Annotated in this window: 21 protein-coding genes; 11 read left to right on the top strand and 10 right to left on the bottom strand. The window is 43.9% G+C overall.

What is annotated here, in order from left to right; translation table 11 throughout:
- Positions 1–66 precede the first annotated feature (66 nt).
- On the bottom strand, positions 67–1,956 hold the full coding sequence (locus L3V43_RS13785; RefSeq protein ID WP_102055796.1) for a transglycosylase SLT domain-containing protein: 1,890 nt from the start codon (positions 1,954–1,956) through the stop codon (positions 67–69).
- 280 nt (positions 1,957–2,236) lie between these two features.
- Here L3V43_RS13785 and fadB point away from each other — a divergent pair, with 280 nt between their 5' ends.
- The 3 genes from fadB (at position 2,237) to tusA (ending at position 6,195) form a co-directional block, all read left to right on the top strand.
- Positions 2,237–4,399: a fatty acid oxidation complex subunit alpha FadB gene (gene fadB, locus L3V43_RS13780; protein ID WP_237116675.1), complete on the top strand. Its 2,163-nt coding sequence runs from the start codon at positions 2,237–2,239 to the stop codon at positions 4,397–4,399.
- A 1-nt stretch (position 4,400) separates the two neighbouring features.
- Positions 4,401–5,570, top strand: a complete 1,170-nt coding sequence (gene fadA, locus L3V43_RS13775; protein ID WP_237116676.1) for an acetyl-CoA C-acyltransferase FadA — start codon at positions 4,401–4,403, stop codon at positions 5,568–5,570.
- Positions 5,571–5,955: 385 nt separating this feature from the next.
- Positions 5,956–6,195, top strand: coding sequence for a sulfurtransferase TusA (gene tusA, locus L3V43_RS13770; RefSeq protein WP_010376829.1), 240 nt, complete (start codon positions 5,956–5,958; stop codon positions 6,193–6,195).
- A 68-nt stretch (positions 6,196–6,263) separates the two neighbouring features.
- Here the strand turns inward: tusA and L3V43_RS13765 are convergent, their stop codons facing one another.
- The 7 genes from L3V43_RS13765 to dnaA all read right to left on the bottom strand — a co-directional run bounded on the left by L3V43_RS13765 (position 6,264) and on the right by dnaA (position 15,967).
- On the bottom strand, positions 6,264–6,710 hold the full coding sequence (locus L3V43_RS13765) for a hypothetical protein (RefSeq protein WP_010604165.1): 447 nt from the start codon (positions 6,708–6,710) through the stop codon (positions 6,264–6,266).
- Between the two features lie 71 nt (positions 6,711–6,781).
- Positions 6,782–8,851 (bottom strand): glycine--tRNA ligase subunit beta, encoded by a 2,070-nt coding sequence (gene glyS / locus L3V43_RS13760; protein ID WP_237116677.1) that lies wholly within the window; start codon positions 8,849–8,851, stop codon positions 6,782–6,784.
- Entirely contained in the window at positions 8,851–9,753 is a 903-nt protein-coding gene (gene glyQ / locus L3V43_RS13755; protein WP_010376835.1) for a glycine--tRNA ligase subunit alpha, read from the bottom strand. The genes glyS and glyQ overlap by 1 nt, the downstream gene beginning before the upstream one ends.
- A gap of 176 nt (positions 9,754–9,929) precedes the next feature.
- Positions 9,930–12,347, bottom strand: coding sequence for a DNA topoisomerase (ATP-hydrolyzing) subunit B (gyrB, locus tag L3V43_RS13750; RefSeq protein WP_017218527.1), 2,418 nt, complete (start codon positions 12,345–12,347; stop codon positions 9,930–9,932).
- A 12-nt stretch (positions 12,348–12,359) separates the two neighbouring features.
- On the bottom strand, positions 12,360–13,448 hold the full coding sequence (gene recF, locus L3V43_RS13745; RefSeq protein WP_237116678.1) for a DNA replication/repair protein RecF: 1,089 nt from the start codon (positions 13,446–13,448) through the stop codon (positions 12,360–12,362).
- A gap of 4 nt (positions 13,449–13,452) precedes the next feature.
- On the bottom strand, positions 13,453–14,556 hold the full coding sequence (gene dnaN / locus L3V43_RS13740; RefSeq protein WP_237116765.1) for a DNA polymerase III subunit beta: 1,104 nt from the start codon (positions 14,554–14,556) through the stop codon (positions 13,453–13,455).
- 10 nt (positions 14,557–14,566) lie between these two features.
- The gene (gene dnaA, locus L3V43_RS13735; protein WP_095730129.1) at positions 14,567–15,967 is read right to left on the bottom strand and encodes a chromosomal replication initiator protein DnaA; all 1,401 of its coding nucleotides are present in this window, start codon (positions 15,965–15,967) and stop codon (positions 14,567–14,569) included.
- Positions 15,968–16,574: 607 nt separating this feature from the next.
- Here dnaA and rpmH point away from each other — a divergent pair.
- From rpmH to yidC, 4 genes are all read left to right on the top strand, one after another.
- Entirely contained in the window at positions 16,575–16,709 is a 135-nt protein-coding gene (gene rpmH / locus L3V43_RS13730; RefSeq protein WP_010604159.1) for a 50S ribosomal protein L34, read from the top strand.
- Positions 16,710–16,715: 6 nt separating this feature from the next.
- Entirely contained in the window at positions 16,716–17,150 is a 435-nt protein-coding gene (gene rnpA / locus L3V43_RS13725) for a ribonuclease P protein component (RefSeq protein ID WP_010376847.1), read from the top strand.
- Positions 17,151–17,323: 173 nt separating this feature from the next.
- Complete coding sequence (yidD, locus tag L3V43_RS13720) at positions 17,324–17,626, top strand: membrane protein insertion efficiency factor YidD (RefSeq protein ID WP_010604158.1); 303 nt, start codon at positions 17,324–17,326, stop codon at positions 17,624–17,626.
- Positions 17,627–17,634: 8 nt separating this feature from the next.
- On the top strand, positions 17,635–19,269 hold the full coding sequence (yidC, locus tag L3V43_RS13715) for a membrane protein insertase YidC (protein ID WP_237116679.1): 1,635 nt from the start codon (positions 17,635–17,637) through the stop codon (positions 19,267–19,269).
- Between the two features lie 75 nt (positions 19,270–19,344).
- On the opposite strand, the gene L3V43_RS13710 is transcribed toward yidC, so the two are convergent.
- Complete coding sequence (locus L3V43_RS13710) at positions 19,345–19,560, bottom strand: DUF1496 domain-containing protein (protein WP_237116680.1); 216 nt, start codon at positions 19,558–19,560, stop codon at positions 19,345–19,347.
- A gap of 228 nt (positions 19,561–19,788) precedes the next feature.
- Here L3V43_RS13710 and L3V43_RS13705 point away from each other — a divergent pair, with 228 nt between their 5' ends.
- From L3V43_RS13705 to L3V43_RS13695, 3 genes are read left to right on the top strand one after another with little or no spacing between them, the layout of a single operon-like run.
- Complete coding sequence (locus L3V43_RS13705; RefSeq protein WP_206473595.1) at positions 19,789–20,460, top strand: cytochrome c biogenesis protein CcdA; 672 nt, start codon at positions 19,789–19,791, stop codon at positions 20,458–20,460.
- A gap of 17 nt (positions 20,461–20,477) precedes the next feature.
- The gene (locus tag L3V43_RS13700; protein WP_237116681.1) at positions 20,478–20,936 is read left to right on the top strand and encodes a TlpA disulfide reductase family protein; all 459 of its coding nucleotides are present in this window, start codon (positions 20,478–20,480) and stop codon (positions 20,934–20,936) included.
- The gene (locus L3V43_RS13695; RefSeq protein ID WP_235368506.1) at positions 20,936–21,673 is read left to right on the top strand and encodes a hypothetical protein; all 738 of its coding nucleotides are present in this window, start codon (positions 20,936–20,938) and stop codon (positions 21,671–21,673) included. Before L3V43_RS13700 ends, L3V43_RS13695 begins: the two co-directional genes overlap by 1 nt.
- A gap of 3 nt (positions 21,674–21,676) precedes the next feature.
- On the opposite strand, the gene L3V43_RS13690 is transcribed toward L3V43_RS13695, so the two are convergent.
- Positions 21,677–23,857, bottom strand: coding sequence for a winged helix-turn-helix domain-containing protein (locus tag L3V43_RS13690; RefSeq protein ID WP_237116682.1), 2,181 nt, complete (start codon positions 23,855–23,857; stop codon positions 21,677–21,679).
- A gap of 211 nt (positions 23,858–24,068) precedes the next feature.
- Here L3V43_RS13690 and mnmE point away from each other — a divergent pair, with 211 nt between their 5' ends.
- Positions 24,069–25,433 (top strand): tRNA uridine-5-carboxymethylaminomethyl(34) synthesis GTPase MnmE, encoded by a 1,365-nt coding sequence (mnmE, locus tag L3V43_RS13685; protein WP_095729468.1) that lies wholly within the window; start codon positions 24,069–24,071, stop codon positions 25,431–25,433.
- Positions 25,434–25,477 lie beyond the last annotated feature (44 nt).

Genomic DNA, 25,477 nt, shown 5'->3' with positions numbered 1-25,477 from the left:
CTATCGAGTCTATCATAGCTGCTACCTAAAAACGACGAACTGAGTCTAAGCACCAGCCATGTGCGGTTATTTCACAATTTTCATATCCAAGATACTTGCCAATATGTTGCCATCACGACCAAGGCGGGTATGGTAAACCTGTCGATATGCCATCACATTTTTTACGTAGTCACGTGTTTCTCGGTACGGGATCAGCTCAATCCAAAGCTCAGCAGGCATAGCCTCTGACGGCAGCCAACGCTTAATTCTATGATAACCCGCGTTGTACGATGCTGTCGCCAAAACCTCATTTCCAGCATTTTTACGCTTCAAATACTCTAAATAACTGGTCCCCAAGCGAATGTTTGTGGCCGGATGATATAGGCGATTTTTTGCCACGCGTTTGCGGTTGTTGACGTATTTGGCAGTGCTTGGCAGCAGCTGCATTAAACCGTGAGCATCCGCACTCGAGCGTGCATCCGGTGCGAAAGAGCTTTCCCGGCGAGCAATCGCAATGCTCCATGCAACATCGACTCGATTACGCTCACTATATTTAGTGAACAGCTCTTTAAACGCTATCGGGAAACGCAAATCAACGTAATTCCAAGCTTTGATCTGTGCAAGAGTAAAAATAGTGCTGTCGTACCAATCAAAGTCAGCAGCCAATATGGATGCTGCAAGCTTTTCCTCTTTGCTTGAGGTGTTAGTAAGGTAGTTCCACTCTCGACGTGCTTGAGTGTACCTTTCCAGTTCGTATAAAGCCTTTGCTCGCTTAAAACCAGGCGCATGAGATACTCGTTCGACAATGCTGGGGTCAACATTTAACGGCTCTTCATTCAGTGAGACTGGTAATCCTAAACGCGCAGCAGCCAAAAAACCGTAGTAATCACGCTCTTGTGCTAATTGCTGCCAAATCTCGTTAGCCTTAGCTAACTCGTCACGCTTCGCGAGGCTATATGCAAGCCAGTATTGTTGACCATTGCTTAGTTGCTCGTGACCCACGAATAAGGCCGAAATCCCTTCCCAATCTTGCTCTTTCAGCATGTTACTCATCAGCCACTGTAGTAGCTTTCTGTCCTGCAACGATTTGGGCACTTTATTAAGCCAAAACCGTGCGTCTTCATGCCCTTTAGACGCAAGCGCTAGAGCGAAACGATAAGCAACACTATCCTTTTGCCGCTGAGTAAAGGTAAACATATCCTGCATCTTCTGCCAGGCACGCAGCGCTAAATCAGGATCGCGCCAAACGAGGCGTCTTATACCATATACCGCAATTTCGGCTTCTTTTTTAGTACGTTTACTAAACCGATAAAGCCCGGCAGCGGCACTCGGATCTTGGCGAACCTTTTTATATAGCTCGGCAAGGTATGCCTCATTTTTTGGTAACAGCTTCTCAAGATAGTCTAGCAGTGACGTTTGACCAGATTGTGCAGCATTAGAAATTCGCTGCCAGACTAGCTCAGGCGTTCTATACCCCGCTTTTTGCCATTGGTTAAAAAGACCATCACAAGCTCTGGGCTGAGACTTTCCCACCGTCCAAATATCGGCTACCTGATCAAGAATGGCTTTTTTCGGTGCACCCAAGTCCAACTGATACACCAAATACGTACACTTGAGTTCAACATCACTGGTTTCACGATAGAACTCGATGAATCGTGCTTTCTTTTTATACCGCTTTAAATAATCGAGCCAAGCTGAACGTACAGGCCATTCTAATGGGGTGTGTTCGTATACCGTTAAAAAGTGCTGAATTTCCTGCTGGTACTTGAGTTTAGGGTGACGCTTGTAAAATGCCATTTCAACGTATGGCTTAAGTGGATGATCGAGCTGCGCTGTTGCAGCTTTAAAATTATTATAATTACCAGACCAAGCGACACGCTCAGCCTCTTTAAATTCGTCGTGAGTGCTATCGGCTGCACAGAGCCAGCTCACCATACATAAGCTGCCTGCAGCTAAGCGGGGTAACCAATATGTCATGCAAACCCTTTTTTATCTGCCAAAAGAATACACACCTAAATTGAAATACAGCCAAATTATGCTTATCTAAAGATGGCGCTGAAGACCAAAACTCGGCTTGTCACTTGCGAGCATGCTCATAAATGACACTAAATGCGAGGTGCGTTAAGCCACCATAGCAAACCGACTCAGGTATTTCAGTAAATGTGCGGTAAATTTTTCATTGCAATTTGCCGCCAAAGGATCCACACTGATTGAAATTACAACTCATCGTACCAGTGTAAAGCACGGGAGAACATGTATGTTAATCAAACGCGAGTCCTTTGTAGTTGATTTTTGCAAAGGCAATATCGCTGAGTTTAAGTTTTGCCTACCAGGCTCAGTAAACAAACTATCTCAGCAAGTACTAAAGGAAAGCCACGAAGCACTTATCGAATTGAGCCAGCGCGACGACATCGACGGCTTAATTTTTACCAGCGATAAAGACCACTTTATTGTTGGCGCTGATATTTTTGAATTCCTTCCGACTTTCCAACGCCCAGAAGAAGAACTTGTTGGTTGGATTAAAACCGCAACCGATGTCTTCGACGCAATAGAAGATTTACCTTTCCCTACACTATCGGCAGTAAATGGCCTTGCGCTTGGCGGTGGTTGCGAGTGGTTGCTCGCCACGGATTACCGTATTGCAACTGACAACGCAAAAATTGGCCTACCAGAAGTTAAGCTTGGCATTATGCCGGGCTTTGGTGGTACCGTAAGACTTCCTCGCTTAATCGGCGCTGACAACGCAATGACGTGGATAACCACAGGTCAAGAAAACCGAGCGAATGACGCACTAAAAGTGGGTGCGGTTGACGGTGTAGTACCTACTGACAAACTCATGGCTGCCGCTATTCGTACCTTGGAGCAAGCCATTGCAGGTAAATTAGATTGGCGCGCGAAACGCCAAATCAAGCTTGACCCATTGAAGATGAATCGTGTTGAGCAAGGTATGAGCTTTGGTATGGCCGAAGGCTTAGTCATGGCAAAAACCAAAGGTCATTACCCAGCACCAATGATGGCGGTACAAACGCTTAAAGCGGCAGCAAACCTTAGTCGCAGAGAAGCGATGGCACTCGAAAACCAAAACTTTGCTAAGCTTGCCAAAACGGCAGAAGCCGCAGCGCAAACCGGTATTTTCTTAGCGGATCAATACATCAAAACGGTTGCCAAGAAACAAGCAAAACAAAGTAAAACAGAGATCAAACAAGCAGCGGTACTTGGTGCTGGTATTATGGGTGGCGGTATCGCTTACCAATCGGCCTACAAAGGTACGCCAATTGTCATGAAAGACATCCAGCATGGTGCCCTAGACCTTGGTATGGGTGAGGCTGCAAAACTACTTGGTAAAAAAGTACAGCGCGGCCACATGTCAATGGACAAGATGGTTGCCACTTTAGGTAAAATCAAAGCAACGCTCAACGATCACGATCTACAAGGCTCAGACATCATCGTAGAAGCCGTTGTTGAAAACCCTAAAGTCAAGAAAACGGTATTGGCGAGTTTAGAGTCGCAATTACCAGAAGGTACGATCCTGACTTCAAACACATCAACTATTCGTATTGATGAGTTAGCCACGGCACTTGAGAAGCCAGAAAACTTCTGTGGTATGCACTTCTTTAACCCAGTGCCAAAAATGCCATTGGTAGAAATCATTCGTGGCGAGCAAACATCGGATGAAACCGTTGCTGCAGTGGTAGATTATGCCTTAAAGCTTGGCAAGTCTCCTATCGTTGTTAACGATTGCCCAGGTTTCTTCGTGAACCGTGTTCTATTCCCTTACTTTGCAGGCTTCAGCCAACTTGTTGTAGAAGGTGCTGACTTCGCAAAAGTAGATAAGGTTATGGAAAATGTCTTCGGCTGGCCAATGGGTCCAGCGTACCTACTAGACGTAGTGGGTATCGATACGGCAAACCATTGTACTGGTGTAATGGCTGATGGCTTCCCTACTCGCATGGCACGTAAAGACAAAGACCCTGTCGCAGTACTTGCGGGGGCTGAGCGCTTTGGTCAGAAGAACCAAAAAGGCTTCTACCAATATGCACCAGATCGCAAAGGTCGTTTGAAGAAGAGTAAAGACGACAGCGCGCTTGAGCTGCTGAGCGGTATTTGTGACGCACCAACTGAATTTGATAAACAAACGATTATTGAGCGTTGTATGGTGCCAATGATCAATGAAGTGTTACTGTGTCTGCAAGAAAACATTGTTGCTTCACCGCAAGAAGCAGACATGGCACTGATCTACGGTATCGGCTTCCCTCCATTCAGAGGTGGTGCATTCCGCTATCTAGACCAAATCGGCCTCGCAAACTTTGTAGCTATGGCTGATAAGTACGCTCATCTTGGTGAAATTTATCGAGTTTCTGAGCAAACTAGACAGTGGGCAGATGAAGGTAAAGTGTTCTATCAAGTGGAGGGCCAGTAACATGGAAAACGCGGTAATCGTAGATTGTATTCGTACCCCAATGGGCCGTTCAAAAGGCGGTGTATTTAAGCATAAACGTGCCGAAGACCTCAGCGCACACTTGATGAAAGGCCTACTTGAGCGTAACCCTCAAGTAGCACCAGACTCAATTGATGATATTTACTGGGGCTGTGTACAGCAAACTTTAGAGCAAGGCTTTAACGTTGGTCGTAATGCTGCACTCTTAGCTGGCATTCCTCACACCGTACCGGCGGTAACCGTGAACCGCCTATGCGGTTCGTCAATGCAGGCATTGCATGACGCAGCTCGCGCTATCATGACAGGTGCTGGTGACACTTACCTTATCGGTGGTGTTGAGCACATGGGTCACGTACCAATGACACATGGTAATGACTTTCACCCAGGCCTTGCGACATCAGTTGCGCAAGCTGCTGGCGTGATGGGGTTAACAGCTGAGTACTTAGCGCTAATGCATGGTATCAGTCGTGAGCAGCAAGATGAATTTGCCGTACGTTCACACCAGCGCGCACATGCCGCAACCCTTGAAGGGCGTTTTGCAAAAGAAATCCTGCCAATGGAAGGTCATGATGCCGATGGTACACCTGTACTTGTCGAGCATGACGAAGTTATCCGCCCTGAGACAAGCCTAGAAGGTCTAGGACAGCTACGTCCTGTATTTAACCCTGCATCGGGTACGGTAACTGCAGGTACCTCTTCAGCGCTTTCTGACGGTGCTTCAGCTATGTTGGTCATGAGCGAGTCTAAAGCAAGAGAACTCGGTCTTCCAATTCGTGCTCGTGTTAAGTCAATGGCAGTCGCAGGTTGCGATCCTTCCATCATGGGTTATGGTCCAGTTCCAGCATCACAAAAAGCCTTGAAGCAGGCGGACATTACTATCGATGATATTGATGTTGCTGAACTAAACGAAGCCTTTGCAGCACAATCACTACCAGTGCTAAAAGATCTAGGTCTACTAGACAAAGTAGATGAGAAAGTGAACCTCAACGGTGGTGCAATTGCACTCGGTCACCCACTTGGTTGCTCAGGCTCACGTATTAGCACAACGCTTATCAATCTAATGGAAGAGAAAGACGCGAAGTATGGTCTTGCAACTATGTGTATTGGTTTAGGCCAAGGTATCGCTACCGTATTCGAGCGCGTAGATAACTAATTCCAACCAGCTGGTACTGGGCTTTTATAAGACAATACCAGCACACAACTTCAACTTGGTGACCAAGGCAAAACGGCACAGCTGTTTTGCCTTTTTTATTACCCGCATTTACCTCACCTCGGCTGGCTAATACCAATTATCTTAATTAAGTGGTCTATTTTGAGGCGAGAAAATTTTGTCGATAACAAGGCAAATATTTTGCTATTTAGTTGTTCTAAATGAGAAATTTTTAACGCAGTTAGCGTCAGATTTGCTCCTTCAAATTGAACAAGTATTAAGACTAATTGGTATCAGACTTGAGTTATCCAAACTTGAGCTTACTTACAACATGCGGTTAAAATAGCAGTTTTCGTCACTAACAACGTAACTAACAAGGCCACCCACAATGAGTTTTGATAATACCGACCACACCTTAGATGCAGTAGGCTTACGTTGTCCGGAGCCGGTAATGATGATTAGAGGCATGGTGAGACGGATGAACTTAGGTGAGACGTTGTTAGTTATCGCAGATGATCCATCAACGACAAGGGACATTCCGAGCTTCTGTGAATTTATGGATCACACTTTGGTTGCCAAAGCAGTGGCCGAATCTCCTTACAAATATGTGATTAAGAAAGGTCAGTGATCTCCTCTTTAACACACTGTTTGAACTCATGAGTCATAGACAATAAAAAAGCGGCTGATGCCGCTTTTTTAAGATTTTACAATCACCACCTTTGGTGAGCGAGGATTACGATAATCTAAGCGGATTTCGTACCAACCTTTTTTACTTGGCTTAAAGCTAAAGTAGTTATACACAGTGTTACAATCCGCGACCAGCGGTTGTCCTAGCGTTAACTGCCCTTCACTCTTGTAGCCACAGTTGTAGCCTTCACTCCACTGCTCATCAGCAATTTTAAATTCATACACTTTACCTGGGCTCATGAATCTTGCTTTTGTTGCGTAGATCCCCGGTTGTGTTTCTTCAAAGCGATACTGAGGTTCGGCATCCCACAGAGTGAAGTCACCGCGTAAATACATTGTCTTATCCAACTCTCCAGCAACTACCGGTGAAGTTGACGTTGTTGGCAATTGAAAGTTACTACTACAAGCGGTAAGTGCTAATAGCGCAATCGCCATTGCCCCTTGTTTTTTAATCATAGCTAGACTGCCTTTTACTTGCTTTTACCAATCAGCAAAAAGCCAGCAATTGCTGGCTTTTGTATCAGCAATTAGTTTTGTAACACTGAAATATCTGCAGTATTAAGGAATAACTTACTTAACTGACCAAGTAGCGCTAAACGATTGGCTTTAACCGCTTCATCGTCCGCCATTACCATAACATTATCAAAGAAGTTATCTACTGCTTCACGTAAACTTGCTAAACGCGTCAGTGCAGTTTGATAATCACCTTCAGCGTAAACAGGTGCAAGCTCAGCAGTTAACGCAGCAACTTGTGCAGCCAATGTTTGCTCAGCTTCTTCTTGCAGGAGTGAACTCTCCACCTCAGCTTCTGACGCGACGTTATTCTTCGCTAAAATGTTGTTTACACGCTTATTGGCAGCAGCTAACGCTTCAGCTTCCGCCAACGTTCTAAAGTGACTAACCGCTTTTACTCGGCGATCAAAATCAACTGGGCTCGTTGGACGTCTTGCAAGTACTGCTTGGATCACATCCACGCTGATACCTTCATCTTGGTACCAGGCACGGAAACGACCTAACATAAACTCAACCACTTCATCGGCAACATTTGCATTGCTTAGCTTATCACCGAATAACGTCATTGCTTTGGCAACGATATCCTGAATGTCTAATGGTAGTTCTTTTTCTACCATGATACGCAATGCGCCGATGGCAGCACGACGAAGTGCAAACGGGTCTTTATCGCCTTTTGGTGTCTGGCCGATACCAAAAATGCCAACCAGAGTATCAAACTTATCCGCAAGCGCCACAGCAAAACTGATTGGGTTAGACGGTAGATTATCACCAGCAAAACGCGGCATATATTGCTCATTTTGTGCTAGTGCGACTTCTTCCGCTTCGCCATCAATGCGCGCGTAATGCATACCCATCACGCCCTGAACGTCAGTAAATTCCATGACCATTTCAGTCATTAAATCCGTTTTACTTAGTAAACCGGCACGCTCTGCTAATGCCTTATCAGCACCAAGCTGCTCCGCAATAAAACCAGCGAGTGCCGAGATACGCTCTGACTTGTCTTTTAGTGTGCCAAGCTGCTTCTGAAATAACACTGAATCAAGTGACTCAAGACGACTTTCCAGCGTTTTCTTCTTATCCGTTTCAAAGAAGAACTGAGCATCTGCCAGACGTGGACGAACCACTTTCTCGTTACCCGAGATCACTACGCTCGGATCTTTACTTTCAATGTTAGAAACAAACAAGAACTTGTTGATCAAGTTGCCTTGCTTATCTAACAGTGGAAAGTATTTTTGGTCGTCTTTCATGGTGTAGATAAGTGCTTCATCAGGCACTTGCAAGAAGGCTTCTTCAAAAGATGCAACTAAAGTTACTGGCCACTCGACTAGTGATGTAACTTCTTCAAGAAGATCTTCATCCATCGCTACTTGCGCGCCGAGCTTTTCAGCTTCAGCTTCAATTTGGCCTCGAATTAACGCTTTACGTGCTTCATAATCCGCAATAACGTATGCGCCTTTTAGCACTGCATGGCTATCATCAGCATGTTCAACACGAACACGTTCAGGGTGATGGAAGCGATGTCCTTGCAGCTCATTGCTGATAGCTTTACCTAGCACTTCACCTTCAACTTGTTGACTACCAAGTAGTGCAGCCACAGTATGCACAGGACGGATAAATTGCGTCTTGTTCGCACCCCAGCGCATCGGCTTTGGAATAGGTAACTTAGCCAGTGCTTTGTTGATCACATCGCTTAGTAACGCTAAGGTCTGTTGCCCCTCTACTTTCGCTTTGTGTAGCAGCCAAGTACCCTTGTCAGTTTCTAAACGCTCAGCATCATTAATATCAATACCACAACCACGAGCCCAACCTAGCGCCGCTTTAGTCGCGTTACCATCCGCGTCAAATGCCGCCTGAATAGCTGGACCACGCTTTTCAACCACTTTATCGGCCTGTTGCGTTTGCAATGCTTTAACTTGAATGCCTAAGCGACGAGGTGATGCATACCAGCTCACGCCTTCATGGCTAAGCTCTAATGCTTCAAGTTCTTGCCTAGTATTTTCTGCGAATGACTCAGCAAGGTTGCGTAACGCCTTTGGTGGTAGCTCTTCGGTACCAATTTCTACGAGTAAGTTTTCAATCGACATTATTTATCCTTACAAAGCGGGAAGCCAAGTGCTTCACGTGCGTCATAGTAAGCCTGTGCACAAGCTTTTGATAAAGCACGAACTCTTAATATATAGCGCTGACGCTCAGTTACTGAGATAGCATGACGTGCGTCTAACAGGTTAAATGCATGAGATGCCTTCATTACCTGCTCATAAGCAGGTAGAGGAAGCCCTGCTTCGATTAGCTTTTCACTTTCTTTTTCACACTGATCAAACTGCTTAAATAATGCCTCTACATCCGCATATTCAAAGTTATATGTCGACTGTTCGATCTCGTTTTGCATGAACACGTCACCATAAGTTACGCGCCCCATCGGACCATCTGTCCAAACGAGATCATAAATGCTGTCTACACCTTGTATATACATCGCAAGGCGCTCTAAACCATAAGTAATTTCACCCGTTACCGGTGAGCATTCAATACCGCCAACTTGCTGGAAGTAAGTAAACTGAGTCACTTCCATGCCATTCAACCATACTTCCCAACCTAATCCCCAAGCACCTAGCGTTGGTGACTCCCAGTTGTCTTCAACAAAACGTACTTCGTGCGTTAATGTATCAATGCCCAACGCTTCTAGAGAGCCTAGGTAGAGCTCCTGAATATTCTCAGGCGATGGCTTCAAAACAACTTGGAATTGGTAGTAATGCTGAAGACGGTTAGGGTTTTCACCATAGCGACCATCCGTCGGGCGGCGACAAGGTTGTACGTATGCGCTCGACATTGGCTCAGGACCAATGGACTTAAGGAAGGTCATCGGGTGGAATGTACCCGCACCAACTTCCATATCTAAAGGTTGAGCTACAACACAGCCTTGCTGCGCCCAGTAATCCTGTAAAGCCAGGATCAAACCTTGGAAGGTTTTGATATCGTATTTTTGCATAGTTGGCTTATTTTTATCTGGTACTTATCGTATGTAAACGCCTGCAGTAATTTGGCGCTTACGCTCGATTCAATGATTGAAAATTATGCTCAGTATACCGCGAGCGCAGGAGGGTTTTAAGCTTTAAAGCATAAAAAAAGGAGGGAAAATCCCTCCTTTTTACTAGATGTTTGAGTTTACACGTCTAAGTTAACAACTCTCAGTGCATTTGTTTCGATAAACTCTCGACGAGGTTCAACTTGGTCACCCATCAAGGTTGCAAACAATTGGTCTGCAGCAATGGCATCTTCAATAGTCACACGTAGCATACGGCGAGCATCTGGATCCATCGTTGTTTCCCAAAGTTGGTCAGGGTTCATCTCACCCAATCCTTTATAGCGTTGTGTATACAAGCCACGCTTAGACTCTGAGATAAGCCATTCAAGACCAGCCTCAAAATATTCGATTGCTTGTGTCTTCTCACCACGCTGTACATAACCGCCTTCGCTGATCAAACTACCAATCTGACGACCCGTGTTCGCAATGCGAACATAATCTTTAGATGTAATAAAATCGAAGTTCAAAGTATGCGCTTTATCAACACCGTGCTGACGAATATTGATCACCGGATAATACATATGGCGCTCTTCATCAAATGCAACTTCTGCGTTGAAGATAGTGGCGTCTTCGTCTTTCTTCACAAGGTCAGCAACCAAGTTTTCAGTCCACGCCGTTACCTTTGCTTCATCAGATAAGTCTGACTCGGTGAGCTCTGGATGATAAAGCAAGCGGTTCATGATTGAAGACGGGTACTTACGCTTTAAACGTTCAATAATATCTATCGTATTTTGATAATCATGCACTAAGTTTTCTAACTTGTTACCAGAAATTGGCTCAGCACCTTCTGCTGGGTATAATGCAGCATCGTTAAGTGCTAATGTCGTTAGGTATGAAGTTAGTGCATTATCATCTTTAATATAGCGCTCTTGCTTACCTTTCTTCACTTTATATAGTGGTGGCTGAGCAATATAGACATAACCGCGCTCGATGATCTCTGGCATTTGACGATAGAAGAAAGTCAGTAGCAGCGTACGGATGTGTGAACCATCCACGTCCGCATCGGTCATGATGATGATGCGGTGATATCTTAGCTTTTCAGGGTTATATTCATCACGGCCAATACCACAGCCTAATGCAGTAATTAGTGTTGCCACTTCCTGAGAAGAAAGCATCTTATCAAAGCGTGCTTTTTCTACGTTCAAGATTTTACCTTTGAGCGGCAGAATTGCTTGGTTCTTACGGTTACGACCTTGCTTAGCAGAACCACCCGCCGAGTCACCCTCCACTATATATAGTTCAGAAAGTGCAGGATCTCGTTCTTGGCAGTCAGCGAGTTTACCCGGTAGACCAGCTAAATCCATAACGCCCTTACGACGAGTCATTTCACGGGCCTTACGTGCAGCTTCACGTGCGCGCGCAGCATCAACGATTTTGTTTACAACGGTTTTTGCATCGCCTGGGTTTTCTAGCAAGAATTCCGTTAGCTTTTCAGCCATCATTTGCTCAACAGCCCCTTTCACTTCACTAGAAACGAGCTTATCTTTTGTCTGTGAAGAGAATTTAGGATCAGGAACTTTAACACTAACAACAGCGGTCAAACCTTCACGGGCATCGTCACCCGTGGCACTGGTTTTATACTTTTTATTAAAGCCTTCTTTTTCCATGTAGGTGTTAAGCGTACGCGTAAGTGCTGCACGGAAACCCGCTAAATGAGTACCACCATCGCGTTGAGGAATGTTATTGGTAAAACAGTAGATGTTTTCTTGGAAACCATCATTCCATTGCATAGAGACTTCTACGCTAATGCCATCATCACGCTCAGTCGAAAAGTGGAAAACGCTTTGATGAACTGGCGTCTTCTTACGATTTAGATATGCAACGAATGCTTGAATACCGCCTTCGTATTTGAAGTGATCTTGTTTATTCTCTTCGCGCTCATCACTCAAAATGATGCTTACACCAGAGTTAAGGAAAGATAGTTCACGTAGGCGCTTGGCTAGAATATCGTAGTGGAAATTTGTATCTGAGAAAGTTTCAGCACTTGGCCAGAATCTCAATTCTGTACCAGTAGATTCCGCTTCACCGATAATACCTAGCGGCGCATCTGGAACACCCATTGTGTATTTTTGCTGATGCACTTTGCCATCACGGCGGATTGTTAATTGTAGTTTTTCAGAAAGTGCATTTACAACAGAAACACCTACACCGTGCAGACCGCCAGATACTTTATATGAGTTATCATCAAATTTACCACCGGCATGTAGTACAGTCATGATAACTTCCGCCGCAGAAACCCCTTCTTCTTCGTGAATTGAAGTTGGGATACCACGACCATTATCTCGAACAGATACAGAGCCATCGGTATGAATTGTTACGAAAATATCGTCACAATATCCTGCTAGTGCTTCGTCGATTGAGTTATCAACGACCTCAAACACCATGTGATGTAAACCAGTACCATCGTCTGTGTCACCGATATACATTCCCGGACGCTTTCTAACAGCATCCAATCCTTTAAGTACTTTAATACTCGACGAATCGTAATTTTCCGACATGGTTTCTTCCAATTATTTTGTTATTAAGCTGCCATGTTCCACGTGGAACATTTTAATTTCACGTTCCATTGGTTCAATAACGGCGGCAATACTTTCTGGAGTAATAGCAGTGATAAACAGCTGTGACTGACATTGCGCCAACAGACGCGATACCGCCACCTTAGTATCTTCACTAAGCTCCGAAGGTAAATCATCAATAAGCAAAATTGACTGCTTATTACTCTCTTGGTCAATCAAACTGTTTTGCATTACTTTAAGTGCATACAGTAATAGCTTGAGTTGGCCACGAGAAAAAATATGTTCTACGCTGTTTCCTTGAGTATAAAAGTTAAAGTCAGCCTTATGCGGCCCCTTACTTGTATAGCCAAGTTTTACATCTCGCTCTAACTGATTTGTTAATACCTCAGCTAGTTCCCCCTTCCAGCCCGCTTGAAAGCGAATTTCAAGGCCTTTAAATATAGGGCTTATATCCCCTATCTTATCAAAAAAATGCGTCTGAAACCTACCTATATAAGCCCCTCTAAACATATTTATTTGCTCAGCAAGGCGTACAAACTCCTTATCCCAATAACTTAGCTGGGATTGGAGATCTCTCGGTTTAGATTTCAATAAAGCGTTACGTTGCTTGAGCACCTGATTAAACATTTTCCATGTGGAATAGAACTGATGTTCCACGTGGAACACACCTAAATCAAGAAACTTACGACGCTCTTTTGGACCACCAAAAAACAGCTCATAGCTTTCTGGTGTAATAACTTGAACAGGTAAAACCTGTGCTAATTCTGCCACTTTCCGGCTTGCTTGCCCCTGAATTCGAAGCTTAGTTTCACCACTGGTATATTTACTAATACCAAGCGGTATAGACAAGTTATGTAGTTGTTTTTTAGCATGAACAACGCAATGAGAAGCCTCACGCTTGATCATTAATTTTTGCAGATTGGTACGGAAAGATTTACCACTGGAGAGAAAGTAAATGGCTTCGAGCAGACTGGTTTTACCGCTACCATTTTCACCGAGAATGACATTAACGGCATTGCTAGGTGAAAGCGCCATCGCCTCAATGTTTCGAAACGCATTGAGGCTAAGGTGAGTTAAACTCATAACTCTATAAACGCATCGGCATAACTACATACATTGCATGTTCGTCACCAGCGGCTTCAATAAGCGCACTGCTGTTCGCATCAGAAAGCGTAAATTGTACATCTTCAGACTTTATTGTATTTAACACGTCTAATAAGTAAGAAACGTTAAAACCAACTTCAAGATCATCGCCTTGGTAACCTACCTCAACAATTTCTTCAGCTTGCTCCTGCTCTGGGTTATTGGCACTAATTTTTAATTGCCCATTACTCAGATTCAATCGCACGCCACGAAACTTCTCGTTAGAAAGAATAGATACGCGCTGAAATGCACTACGTAGCCAATCGCGATTTGCGGTAACCAACTTGTCCCCGCCACGAGGTAATACGCGACGATAATCAGGGAATCGCCCATCCACCAGCTTACTCGTAAAAGTAAATTCGCTGTCGATGATACGCACATGATTAGCGCCAAATTGAATGGTGATAGTTTCATCATCCGCAGGCAGTAAGCGCATGATCTCTTGCACGCCCTTACGAGGAATGATCAATTGACGTTGCGTTTGCAATGACTCTGGTAATTTTTGCTGCGCAATTGCCAAACGGTGACCATCAGTGGCTACCGTTTTAATTTCATTATTATCTACTTCAAACGACATACCATTTAAATAGTAACGTACGTCTTGGTTAGCCATTGAGAAATGCGTTGCTTCTAGCAATTTTCTAAGCTCTAAACGCGTTATGGCAAACTCAACCTCACCATCCCACTCTTCAAGATTAGGGAAATCTTCAGCAGCTAAGGTTGTCAAAGAAAAGCGACTTTGACCGCTAGTCAGTAGCAGTTGATGCTCTTGGCTACTTAGCATTAAATCAGAGTTATCAGGCAAGCTCTTACAAATATCTAGGAGTTTTTTTGCAGGCAAAGTGATCTTGGCGTCTGGCACATTGGTTTCAAGGGCAACAGATGCAACAAGCTCTATCTCTAAATCTGTACCTGTCATATGTAACGCGCCATTTTTCACTTCTAGCAATACATTAGACAAAATAGGCAGTGTATGTTTGCGCTCAATGGCACCCGACACCTGTACCAGTGGCTTTAAAAATAGTTCTCTTGGAATCGTTATTTGCATCATTTAACCCTTAAGAAGACAGCGTTCTAATTAAGTTTTGATAATCTTCTTTTACCTCATGACTTTCATCACGAAGTGCTTTTACTTTTCTACACGCGTGTAACACGGTGGTATGGTCGCGGCCACCAAATGCATCACCTATTTCTGGTAAGCTGTGGTTTGTCAGTTCTTTAGACAATGCCATGGCAACTTGTCTTGGTCTTGCAACTGAACGGCTACGACGTTTTGACAATAAGTCAGAAACACGTATTCGATAATATTCCGCCACGGTGCGCTGGATATTATCGATGGTAACGAGTTTGTCTTGTAGCGCTAATAAGTCGCGTAGCGCTTCTTTAACAAAATCGATAGAAATTGGGCGACCAGTGAAGTTGGCATTAGCTATCACGCGGTTTAACGCACCTTCTAACTCTCGCACATTAGAGCGTAATTTCTTCGCAATAAAAAAGGCAACTTCGTGTGGCAAGTTAATATTACTTTGCTGCGCTTTCTTCATTAGGATAGCAACGCGAGTCTCTAATTCTGGTGGCTCAATAGCAATGGTTAACCCCCAACCAAAACGCGACTTCAGTCGGTCCTCAACCCCTTCTATTTCTTTAGGGTAACGGTCAGAAGTTAGAATAATTTGTTGGTTGCCTTCAAGCAGCGCATTAAAAGTATGGAAGAATTCTTCTTGCGAACGCTCTTTGTTTGCAAAGAATTGGATATCATCAATCATCAATGCATCAACGCTACGGTAGTAACGCTTGAATTCTTCAATGGCATTATTTTGTAGTGCTTTAACCATGTCCTGAACAAACCGCTCTGAATGCATATAAACAATTTTTGCATCCGGTTTTTGTTCAAGAATACCATTGCCCACGGCATGTAATAAGTGTGTCTTACCTAAACCAGTTCCACCATAGATAAATACGGGATTGAATGCAGAACCTGGATTATCAGCAACTTGTGTTGCAGCGGCTTTTGCCAGCTGGTTAGATTTACCTTCTACAAAGTTATCAAAAGTGTAATTCTCTTTAATATTAGCCTTGTGCGAAGATTTAGGTGCAGGCTCAACTTTTTCTGCCATCTTTGGCTGAGTGCCTTGCAGCATCGACGTATTATCGGTTGCATGACCTACACTTGTGGCTTTTTCGTTAGACACACTTGGTTGTGCAGCTAACACAGGTTTGCTGCCTACATCAAAGTGCAACTCTGGTGCTTCATCACCACAGATCTCAATCAGCAGTTCATTGATGCGGTGGAGATACTTTTCTCGTACCCAATCCAATACAAAACGATTTGGCGCATAGATAGTTAGCGTATCATCAGTACTTTCTGCCTGTAGTGGTCTTACCCACATGCTAAATTGCTGAGATGGCAATTCATCTTGCAAAACATATAAACAACTTTGCCAAACCGACAGATACACTCTGAACTCCAATAGGTTTTGATTCCCGGGAATAAGAAATAGAGCATTCAGATCTAAAAAATCAGATCTAAATGAAAGGATCGCCGGAAATACTTAGTTTTTATTACAAAATCACTGGTGGAAGCGGGGTATTATGAAGTGATCTTATCCACAAGTTCAATATTGACATTTAGAAAAAGCAAGATCTCACCCTAGCAAAAAAATAAACACATGAAATTTAAAGGTTTTTATTTTTTACCCACAAGTAAGATCATAGCAAAAAACTCACCCGATCTCACCCCAAAATTAAGATCAAATTTAGTTTTCCAGAGCTTTTCCTATTCTTACTAAATGCTATAATGCCGCCCATCGGATCAGATCTATGCAGATCGATTTCGTATTGATCCTACTTTATGTAGATCGTCTATGTTTGCTCGATAGCTTTGCCAAGTTTTGTCTATATATAAGGATAAAGAAATTCTACTGTGGATTATTTAGCCACAGAGAACAGATTTTGATTGACTTTAGACGCGCCCAGCTTTAATATCTCGCGCTCGCAATGGCACCTGTGCCAGGATCGCGACCTGCATAGGATGTTTTAACTTTTAACCGATCGGATGGAATTGTTATGAAAAGAACTTTTCAACCTAGCGTACTTAAGCGCAAGCGCTCTCACGGTTTCCGTGCTCGCATGGCGACTAAGAACGGTCGTAAAGTATTAGCACGTCGTCGTGCTAAAGGCCGTAAAGTACTTTCTGCTTAATATTTAGTGGAAGACTTTAGCTTTAGCAGGGAGTTACGTCTGTTAACTCCCTCGCATTACTCCCGCATATTTCAAGAGCCAGCTCGCGCGGCTACGCCTTATTTTACTCTACTTGCAAAACCAAATGATGTTGGTCATCCAAGACTCGGTTTAACTGTAGCTAAAAAACGCTGCAAAAAAGCATGTCAACGAAACCGTATCAAACGACTTGCTAGAGAAAGCTTTCGATTAAATCGTCATAAACTTGATAATATCGATATTGTGTTGATGGTCAAAACCGGTGTTGACGAGCAATCTAATGAAGAGCTAACTAAACAGCTCACTAAGATGTGGCGCAAAATAAATGAACGTTGTAAGCCAGGTGCACCTAAACCACCTTTTAAGCCAAAACCTCAACACAAGCGTTCAAAAAATCCTCAAGCTAACGCGAAAAAGCAATAATCTGCTTTAGCCTTTCCTTTTTACGGCGCATTTACCCTTGCTAGCATAGTAATTTTACGCCAATTAAGGTAAGGTTAGCTCACCTTTTAATCAGCTATATCAATGGAAAAATAGTCTGTTTTTGCCTACTTAGGTTGAAGCAGTAAATTGAGGAAATTGATATCTACAAAGCCATGAATTCAACTTCAGGGCGTAGCAAGATCAGAAATCAGTTCAAAGCAGTTTGTTCGCTTCCCAAGCACCTGCTTATATTGCTGATCCGCGGTTATCAACAATGGATTAGCCCCCTACTCGGGCCTCATTGTCGTTTTAACCCGACCTGTTCTAGTTATGCAATTCAAGCAATTAATTTACATGGAATTGCAAAAGGGAGTTGGTTAGCGGTTAAACGCATATTAAAATGTCACCCTTTGAGCGCAGGTGGAGATGATCCTGTACCTGTGAAGTCGACTAAAGTTAAACAACACGAGAAATAAGAGCTGTTATGGAATCGCAACGCACGTTTTTATTTATCGGTTTGTTGCTGGTTTCGTTCCTACTGTTCCAAGAGTGGACACAAGAACAAAACCCGCCACAAGCTGATACCAGTGCCGTCACACAACAAGTGGCGAACTCAACCCCAACAGAAGAGCAAGCTGATGTACCAGCATCAAGCCAATCCGATGTCCCAGTTGTAGCAACTCAGGCAACACGTTCTGTCATTAGTATCACTACCGATGTACTTTCGGTAAAAATTGATACTAAAGGCGGTGACATCGTTGAAGCCAGCTTACTACAACACGCAGAAACCCATGGCAGCGACACGCCTTTCATGTTACTTGGTGAATTTGAAGGCAAACAGTATGTTTCACAGAGTGGTTTAATTGGTTTAAACGGCCCTGACGCGAACAAAGCTGGTCGCCCAGTCTATGAGTCGGCACAACAGCAATATGAGCTCAATGGCGATACATTACGTGTACCACTGACTTTTACTGATGAGAAAGGTGTACAGTACACAAAAACTTATGTATTTAAAGCAGGTAAGTATGACGTTGACTTAGAATACCAAGTTAACAACACCACCTCATCACCTGTTCAAGTACAACTATACACACAAATCAAACGTACACGCCAAGATAAAGGCAGCATGGTTGATCAGACCTACTTAGGCGCAGCCTATGGTACCGCTGAAGAACCTTATGAGAAATACAGCTTCTCTGATATGGCGGATGCGAACCTGAATAAAAATACCCAAGGCGGCTACGTTGCTTTCCTACAGCACTACTTCGTCAGTGCATGGGTGCCAGATCAGCAAATCAATAATACGATTTATACCGCGCTTAGAAATGGTAATGGTATTGTTGGTATGAAGAGCGAGCCAACCAATGTTCAAGCAAATAGCACGGCAACTATCCATGCGGTGTACTACATGGGTCCTAAAGACACAGAAGCGCTTGAAGCAATTCAAGAAGACCTAGATCTCACTGTAGACTACGGCTGGTTATGGTTTATTTCACAACCTTTACTGACTCTGCTTAAGTTCCTTTACGGTATTTTAGGTAACTGGGGTCTGGCGATTATTGCTATCACTTTGATTGTGAAAACAGCGTTATACCCACTAACTAAAGCGCAATACACCTCAATGGCTAAAATGCGCATGCTACAGCCTAAGATGCAGGCACTAAAAGAGCGTTATGGCGATGACCGCCAGAAGTTCGGCCAAGCGATGATGGAAATGTACCGTAAGGAAAAAGTGAACCCAATGGGTGGCTGTTTCCCACTACTACTACAAATGCCAATCTTCCTAGCCTTGTTCTACGTATTCCTTGAATCAACGGAACTACGTCATGCTGAGTTTATGTTGTGGCTAACGGATCTATCATCAATGGACCCGTACTACGTACTACCAGTGCTATTTGGCGCAAGTATGTTCCTAACCCAAAAACTACAGCCAATGACAGTTACAGACCCAATGCAACAAAAGATGATGACTTACATGCCAGTCGTGTTCTCAATTTTCTTTATTTGGTTCCCATCAGGTCTGGTACTTTACTGGTTGGTTTCAAACCTTATCTCTATCGCTCAGATGCTTATCATCTACCGTGGCATGGAGAAAAAAGGCATGAAAGTACGCGGTTAACGCTCGTACACCTTGAATAAAAAACGCCAGCTTCACAGCTGGCGTTTTTTATTTGCGTATCATATGAAGTTGTCGTTATTGATCAATCCACTGGAGCTCACCATTTGGACCGCCGTCAACACAGACTTTCCATTTGTTATTTTGCTTTTCTACCGATCCCTTAGAATATGCCTGATCGGCAAAATAACAATATTTTGAAGGGTCGTAGTCTGGTTTTACATTCTCACCGCTTAGTGCAGAACCAGATACCGCAAATGCTGCAGATACAACCGCTAGTGTTAGTCTATTCATAATATCTCCCTTTACGCATAATTTTAAGTTACCTAAACTAGGTAACTTACCTTATCTTATAAACACAACGAGCAACAAGCACTTTTTCTTTTAAACTCATAACAATTAAAATATCAAATAAAAGCAAACGCTTGATAAAATTTGATAGCGATTTTATGACGATTTGATAGGTCAAATCTGGGCTATCCGTCATGCTCTTTTGCAGTTAAAAAATGCAAAGAGAAGACGATGCTTGAATCTACGTTACTACAGGCACTCTCCAGTGCCGAAACTGATTGGTGGTTAGTGCCTATTGCACTCTTAGTAGGTGTACTCACCAGCTTTACGCCCTGCGTATATCCCATACTTCCCATAACTGTTGCGACTCTTAGCCAACAACGCCATATTCGCCTTGCCCCTATTTTGTATGCGCTAGGCTTTGCAGCTGTGTACGCCGCGCTTGGATTTATTGCAGCATTAACCGGTAGCTTCTTTGGCCAGGTAGCAACAAACCCTTGGGTGCTGCTTATTTTTGCCAATCTATTACTCTACTTTGCTGCGGTATCAAAAGGCTTAATCTCGCTGCCACGCTTGCCAAATACGATTGCAACAGGCTCACCAGCACCTCTTCTAATGGGCATGGCCAGCGCTCTTGTTGCGGCTCCTTGTACGTCTCCAATTCTAGGCGGCTTATTGCTCTTCGTTGCTAATGCCCAGCAACCTCTATTAGGAGGCGCGCTGCTGTTTAGTTTTGCGCTCGGTATGAGCACCCTGTTACTGCTAGCAGGGCTAAGCACGCGCTTTTTGCATACATTACCAAGATCTGGAGCTTGGCTAAATCACATCACTACAGCAACCGCACTTATCTTAGTCGCGATGGCGCAATATTTTCTTATTCAAGCTGGCAAAAGTTGGCTATAAAACGCAAAGGAACCACCATGAAAAAAATCATTTTTTATTCACTCTTTATGTTACTCAGCACAATGTCTGCAGCAAAGGACTATCCCGTACTGACCGCCATTACGCTTGCAAACAATACCGTAACCAGCCAAGGCAAAGTCACTTACTTGAAGTTTTGGGCAACGTGGTGCTCCTACTGTGTGGAAGAAATGCCACTGCTTGAGCAAAGCTTTCAGCAAGCCAATAACCACTATCAGGTTATCGCCGTCAATATTGGCTTCAATCAGTCGAAAAAAGGCGTGCAAACTTACCTTGATAAACATGATTACCAGTTTCCAACGGTATTTGATGGTAGTGGCAAGATAACTCAGCAGTTTCAAGTGTTAGGCACGCCACAACACATCCTCATTGATGAAAACGGCAAAGAAATCTATCGCAGCGCATTGTTTACAGATGAGCTGCAACAACATCTGAGCACACTCCAAGGAGCAAACTAATGTCATCAATTAAAGCCCTACTTATGTTCGCCGCTGTGTGTCTCAGCGTGTTTGTGCACGCCAACACGCAAGAGTATGTGTTTATTAATATTTGGGATGAGTATGTACAGCCCACAACTCTACCAACGCCACTAGCACCAAGGAGATTGCTACAGCCCGATATTAATATTGATGAGGCAAGCTTAGCGCAGTTTAAAACGGCCTACCCAAGCTATGCTGAGTTAGCCATTGATAAGCAAAACCAGTTGCTGCAACGGTTTGCAATAAGGCAAACACCTGTTCGTGTTATTGTTAAAGACGACAAAGTTATCAAACGAGAGTTGTTGATGACTAACAGTGCACCAAGCACAGAGAAAGAAACACAGATCCCATTGCAAACACTCACCGGTGCGCCATTTTCGATAGCGACTATAAACAGCCAATACAGAGTGTTATTTTTCAGCGATAGTTTGTGTCCGTTTCAACATATTCCTGCCTGTGAAATGAGAATAAAGCAAAACAATCAACTCGCTGACTCGAGTGCGTATCCGGTCGTTACTGTGATTAAACCCTTTTATGTGGAAGAACAAAGTGCTCGAGACTACCAACAACGCTTTGAGGTCAAACACGATATTGTGTTCGATCACCACAACGAAGTATTTAGCCAGTTTGAGATTAGAGAGCTACCTTACTGGGTGGTACAAGACAAACATGGTGAAGTCGTTTATCGCGGTAATCAGCCACCCAACATAGACTAGAGCCTAATTTATCGTCCATTTACTCTGACAATAGACGCTGTAAGGGGCATCGATAAGTTCAGCTATAAAATGCTTATCGATGCTGCTTTGCTGGCGTATTTGCAGCAACTGTTGCTGTAATAATTGGCTGTTTTCGAGTCCGGCCAATTTATCTGAAAAGCGTTTTTGCAGCGCTTCTTCTTTTAACATATCAGCCGCAACAACACCGTAAAGCAACAAGAGGTGTGAATTGGTATGTTGATGTGCAGTAATGATTTCAAGCGCTTGTTGAGGCTCGTTTCTCAAAAGGTGGATATACATTTGCGTATAGAGCGCATAGGTCTCAACTTCTTGTAGCTGTAACGTTTGATAGTCTTGCATTGCTTCAATCGTCAACGGCTCTGCTAATTCGAGCTTGCCCGCTTTGATCCAGGTCCAACCCAGTAACAATTTAACGTTGGCACGCGTCACCAAAGAAATATAATCGCTTTCTAACAGCATTTGATATTGCTTAATTGCACTTTGTATTGCATCCGTATCACCCGTTTGCAATGCGATATCCATATGCGCCATGCCAATCAGTAATTGCTGTTGTTCATAACTTGGAATAAAACGCGGCTCGCCGTTAATGTCTTTCAAATAACGTAGCGCCTTTTCTCCCTGATGTAGCTGAATATAGTAGAACCCTAGGTAAGTGAGTATTTGCTTTTCTAAATAGTGATAACCATTTTTCTGAGCTAAAGCGAGGGCTTTTAATAAACTAGGCTCACTTTCAACCACTGGCACTAAGTAATTTTGACCATAAGCAAACAAAGCTTTTATTAGATTCATGGTCTGCTCTGTTTGCTCATAATAGGCAATGGCTTGCGCGAGCACAGGTTTACTCTTCTCTAAGTTCAGTAACGTTTTTTCAGCGGGACCAGCCGCTGGTGGATTGGCAAGATAGAAACTCCGCTGTGCTTCACTATAGGCAAACGATCGACTGCCAATCAAAACATGCGCTGAACTCATCGCTTGCTGGTATTCATCCCAACGTTGTAACACCCAAAAAGCATCTGCTTTGAGTTGATATGCCATCGCAATCAATTCAACTTGCTGGCTTTGCTCAGCAGCATCGAGGGCAAGCTGAGCTTGTTGCAACGCTTGCTGATGTAAGCCTTGTGCCTTGAAAAACTCTCCGTAATAGAGGTGGTAGCGAGCACGAGTCGCGATTGAAGCTGAACTAAGTGAAATCTGTTCGAATCGATGGGTGGCAGAATCAATATCACCGAGCTGCCAACAAATTTGCGCAAGCTCCAACTGACTTTCTAGATGTTCCGGCATTTGTGCCACAGCCGCCTCAAAATATGCCTTTGCCAGTTGAGGTCCCTGTTCATTTAATGCTTGTACACCGCGGTAATAGTCATTCATTGCTAGATTTAAGGATGATTTTTTGGTGGTTTTAGTGTCAATATCTAGCGCTAACTGCGCAATAACCTCTGTTGCAATCGCTTCAAAGCTCTCATCTAACTGTTCAACAATTATCTCGCTTTGCTTATCTCCATAAGTAACACTGAGTAAAAAACGCTGTTGTATCGGCTTTAATGAAAGCGTGAGCTGATTAATCCCACTATTCTCTGCAAGCTCAGGATATTGGCTTCGCGGTACTAATTGATAATGAGACTGTAAATGTTGTCTCAATGCTGCTTCAAGCGCATAACCCCACCACGCATTGGCTTGCACACCCGTCTCATTCACCATAGGCACAATGATTAACGAGTCTTGCTCAGCTTGTACACGAGTGACAACGGGAACTGAGCTAGAAACGAGGTAAACACTCGCTGCGACTCCACTTAACGCAATAGCGCCAACGACAAGCATCGTTTTCATTGTTGTAGTGAGTTTGAATGTGGTAAATGTGCGGCTCTCAACAGGACAAATCCACTGATAACCTTGCTGTGGTATGGTTTTAATAAAGGTGGGTTGCTGGGCGTTATCTTTGAGGGCTTGTCTTAGCTCAGTGATACTTTGTGTTAGTGCAGCTTCTCTAAACTCACCGTGTTGCCACAACGTACTGAGCAATGTTTCACGTGTAACAATCTGATTTGGGTGGGCTAAAAAATAAGCCAACAATTGCGCGACTCTCGGCCTCAGTGGCACTTGCTCAGCATCACGATATAAACACGAGACATTTGGATCGAAGCGGAATTGAAGAAAGTGCAGCACAGCGTTAGTTTCCCTTATACAACCTTTGCTAGTAAGAACAGTAAAAACTGTGACCATAATTATACCTGACAAAAGCGCATAACCGTATCATTAAGGTCATCAACCACCCAAAACACAATGAGCATACTCAGATATTACCCACCAGCTATACCTGAGATATATCAATTGCTGTACAATTATGGCTATTAACCAGACAGTCTAAAGAGTCATCATGATCGCACAAGACACCATAGCAGCACAGGCTACCGCACCGGGTCGCGGTGGCGTTGGTATTATTCGAGTTTCAGGCAGTAAAGCCCGAGAGGTCGCAGAGCTAATCTTAGGTAAATGCCCAAAAACTCGCTATGCCGAATACCTGCCATTCAATACCCTAGCAGGTGAACAACTCGACCAAGGTATTGCGTTGTTCTTCCAAGGGCCGAACTCATTCACCGGTGAAGATGTCCTTGAGTTACAAGGCCACGGTGGCCCAGTGGTACTTGATATGCTGTTAAAGGAAATCAGCCAAATTGAGCAAGTGCGCTTGGCAAAGCCTGGTGAGTTCTCAGAACGTGCTTTTATGAACGACAAGCTAGACTTAACGCAAGCAGAAGCTATCGCAGACTTGATCAACGCCACCAGCGAGCAAGCTGCAAAAAGTGCGCTACATTCACTACAAGGTGACTTTTCTAAACATATCAATACATTGGTTGAGAAAGTAATTCATCTGCGCATGTACGTAGAAGCCGCAATTGACTTCCCCGACGAAGAAATCGATTTTCTTTCTGATGGTAAAGTCTCGGGTGACCTAGAAGCCATTATTCAGCAACTCGCAGAAGTACGTAAACAAGCCAAGCAAGGCAGCATCATGCGTGAAGGCATGCGCGTGGTGATTGCAGGCCGCCCTAACGCCGGAAAATCTTCACTACTCAATGCCTTAGCAGGCCGTGAAGCCGCGATTGTTACAGACATCGCAGGTACCACAAGAGACGTACTACGCGAACATATTCATATTGATGGCATGCCGCTTCATATTATCGACACCGCAGGACTTCGTGATAGTCCAGACAAAGTAGAACAAATAGGTATTGAGCGTGCTTGGGAAGAGATCCGCGGCGCTGATCACGTACTATTTATGGTGGATGGCACCGAAACCCACGAAACCGATCCTGCGAAGATCTGGCCTGATTTTATCGAGCAATTACCACAAGGCATGGAAATTACCGTGATCCGCAATAAAGTCGATTTAAGCGGTGAAGCGGTTGGCGCAACAACGAGTGATGGCCATACCCTTATCCGTCTAAGTGCTAAAGATATTCAAGGCATTGATTTATTGAGGGAACACCTAAAAGCCTGTATTGGATTTACTGGTGCAACTGAAGGTGGCTTTATGGCTCGCCGTCGTCACTTAGACGCCCTAGAGCGCGCTGCTGAGCACCTAGAAATAGGTCAAACTCAGCTAGAAATGCATATTGCCGGTGAAATTTTGGCAGAAGAGCTGCGCCTTACCCAGCAATACCTCAATGAGATCACTGGTGAATTCACCTCCGACGACTTGCTGGGCAAAATATTTAGCTCATTTTGTATCGGTAAATAACCTAAATATCTGAGTCGTTATACGCCCTTTTTTGGGCGTATGAC

The sequence above is a fragment of the Pseudoalteromonas sp. L23 genome (assembly GCF_021728455.1).
In the GTDB taxonomy this organism is placed as follows: domain Bacteria; phylum Pseudomonadota; class Gammaproteobacteria; order Enterobacterales; family Alteromonadaceae; genus Pseudoalteromonas.
This window is presented reverse-complemented; position numbering and strand designations above follow the sequence as displayed.

Bases quoted from the DNA above. Each gene is read 5' to 3' on its own strand.
- L3V43_RS13785 (WP_102055796.1), bottom strand. From the start codon at position 1,956: ATGACATATTGGTTACCCCGCTTAGCTGCAGGCAGCTTATGTATGGTG.
- fadB (WP_237116675.1), top strand. From the start codon at position 2,237: ATGTTAATCAAACGCGAGTCCTTTGTAGTTGATTTTTGCAAAGGCAAT.
- fadA (WP_237116676.1), top strand. From the start codon at position 4,401: ATGGAAAACGCGGTAATCGTAGATTGTATTCGTACCCCAATGGGCCGT.
- tusA (WP_010376829.1), top strand. From the start codon at position 5,956: ATGAGTTTTGATAATACCGACCACACCTTAGATGCAGTAGGCTTACGT.
- L3V43_RS13765 (WP_010604165.1), bottom strand. From the start codon at position 6,710: ATGATTAAAAAACAAGGGGCAATGGCGATTGCGCTATTAGCACTTACC.
- glyS (WP_237116677.1), bottom strand. From the start codon at position 8,851: ATGTCGATTGAAAACTTACTCGTAGAAATTGGTACCGAAGAGCTACCA.
- glyQ (WP_010376835.1), bottom strand. From the start codon at position 9,753: ATGCAAAAATACGATATCAAAACCTTCCAAGGTTTGATCCTGGCTTTA.
- gyrB (WP_017218527.1), bottom strand. From the start codon at position 12,347: ATGTCGGAAAATTACGATTCGTCGAGTATTAAAGTACTTAAAGGATTG.
- recF (WP_237116678.1), bottom strand. From the start codon at position 13,448: ATGAGTTTAACTCACCTTAGCCTCAATGCGTTTCGAAACATTGAGGCG.
- dnaN (WP_237116765.1), bottom strand. From the start codon at position 14,556: ATGCAAATAACGATTCCAAGAGAACTATTTTTAAAGCCACTGGTACAG.
- rpmH (WP_010604159.1), top strand. From the start codon at position 16,575: ATGAAAAGAACTTTTCAACCTAGCGTACTTAAGCGCAAGCGCTCTCAC.
- yidD (WP_010604158.1), top strand. From the start codon at position 17,324: ATGAATTCAACTTCAGGGCGTAGCAAGATCAGAAATCAGTTCAAAGCA.
- yidC (WP_237116679.1), top strand. From the start codon at position 17,635: ATGGAATCGCAACGCACGTTTTTATTTATCGGTTTGTTGCTGGTTTCG.
- L3V43_RS13710 (WP_237116680.1), bottom strand. From the start codon at position 19,560: ATGAATAGACTAACACTAGCGGTTGTATCTGCAGCATTTGCGGTATCT.
- L3V43_RS13705 (WP_206473595.1), top strand. From the start codon at position 19,789: ATGCTTGAATCTACGTTACTACAGGCACTCTCCAGTGCCGAAACTGAT.
- L3V43_RS13700 (WP_237116681.1), top strand. From the start codon at position 20,478: ATGAAAAAAATCATTTTTTATTCACTCTTTATGTTACTCAGCACAATG.
- L3V43_RS13695 (WP_235368506.1), top strand. From the start codon at position 20,936: ATGTCATCAATTAAAGCCCTACTTATGTTCGCCGCTGTGTGTCTCAGC.
- mnmE (WP_095729468.1), top strand. From the start codon at position 24,069: ATGATCGCACAAGACACCATAGCAGCACAGGCTACCGCACCGGGTCGC.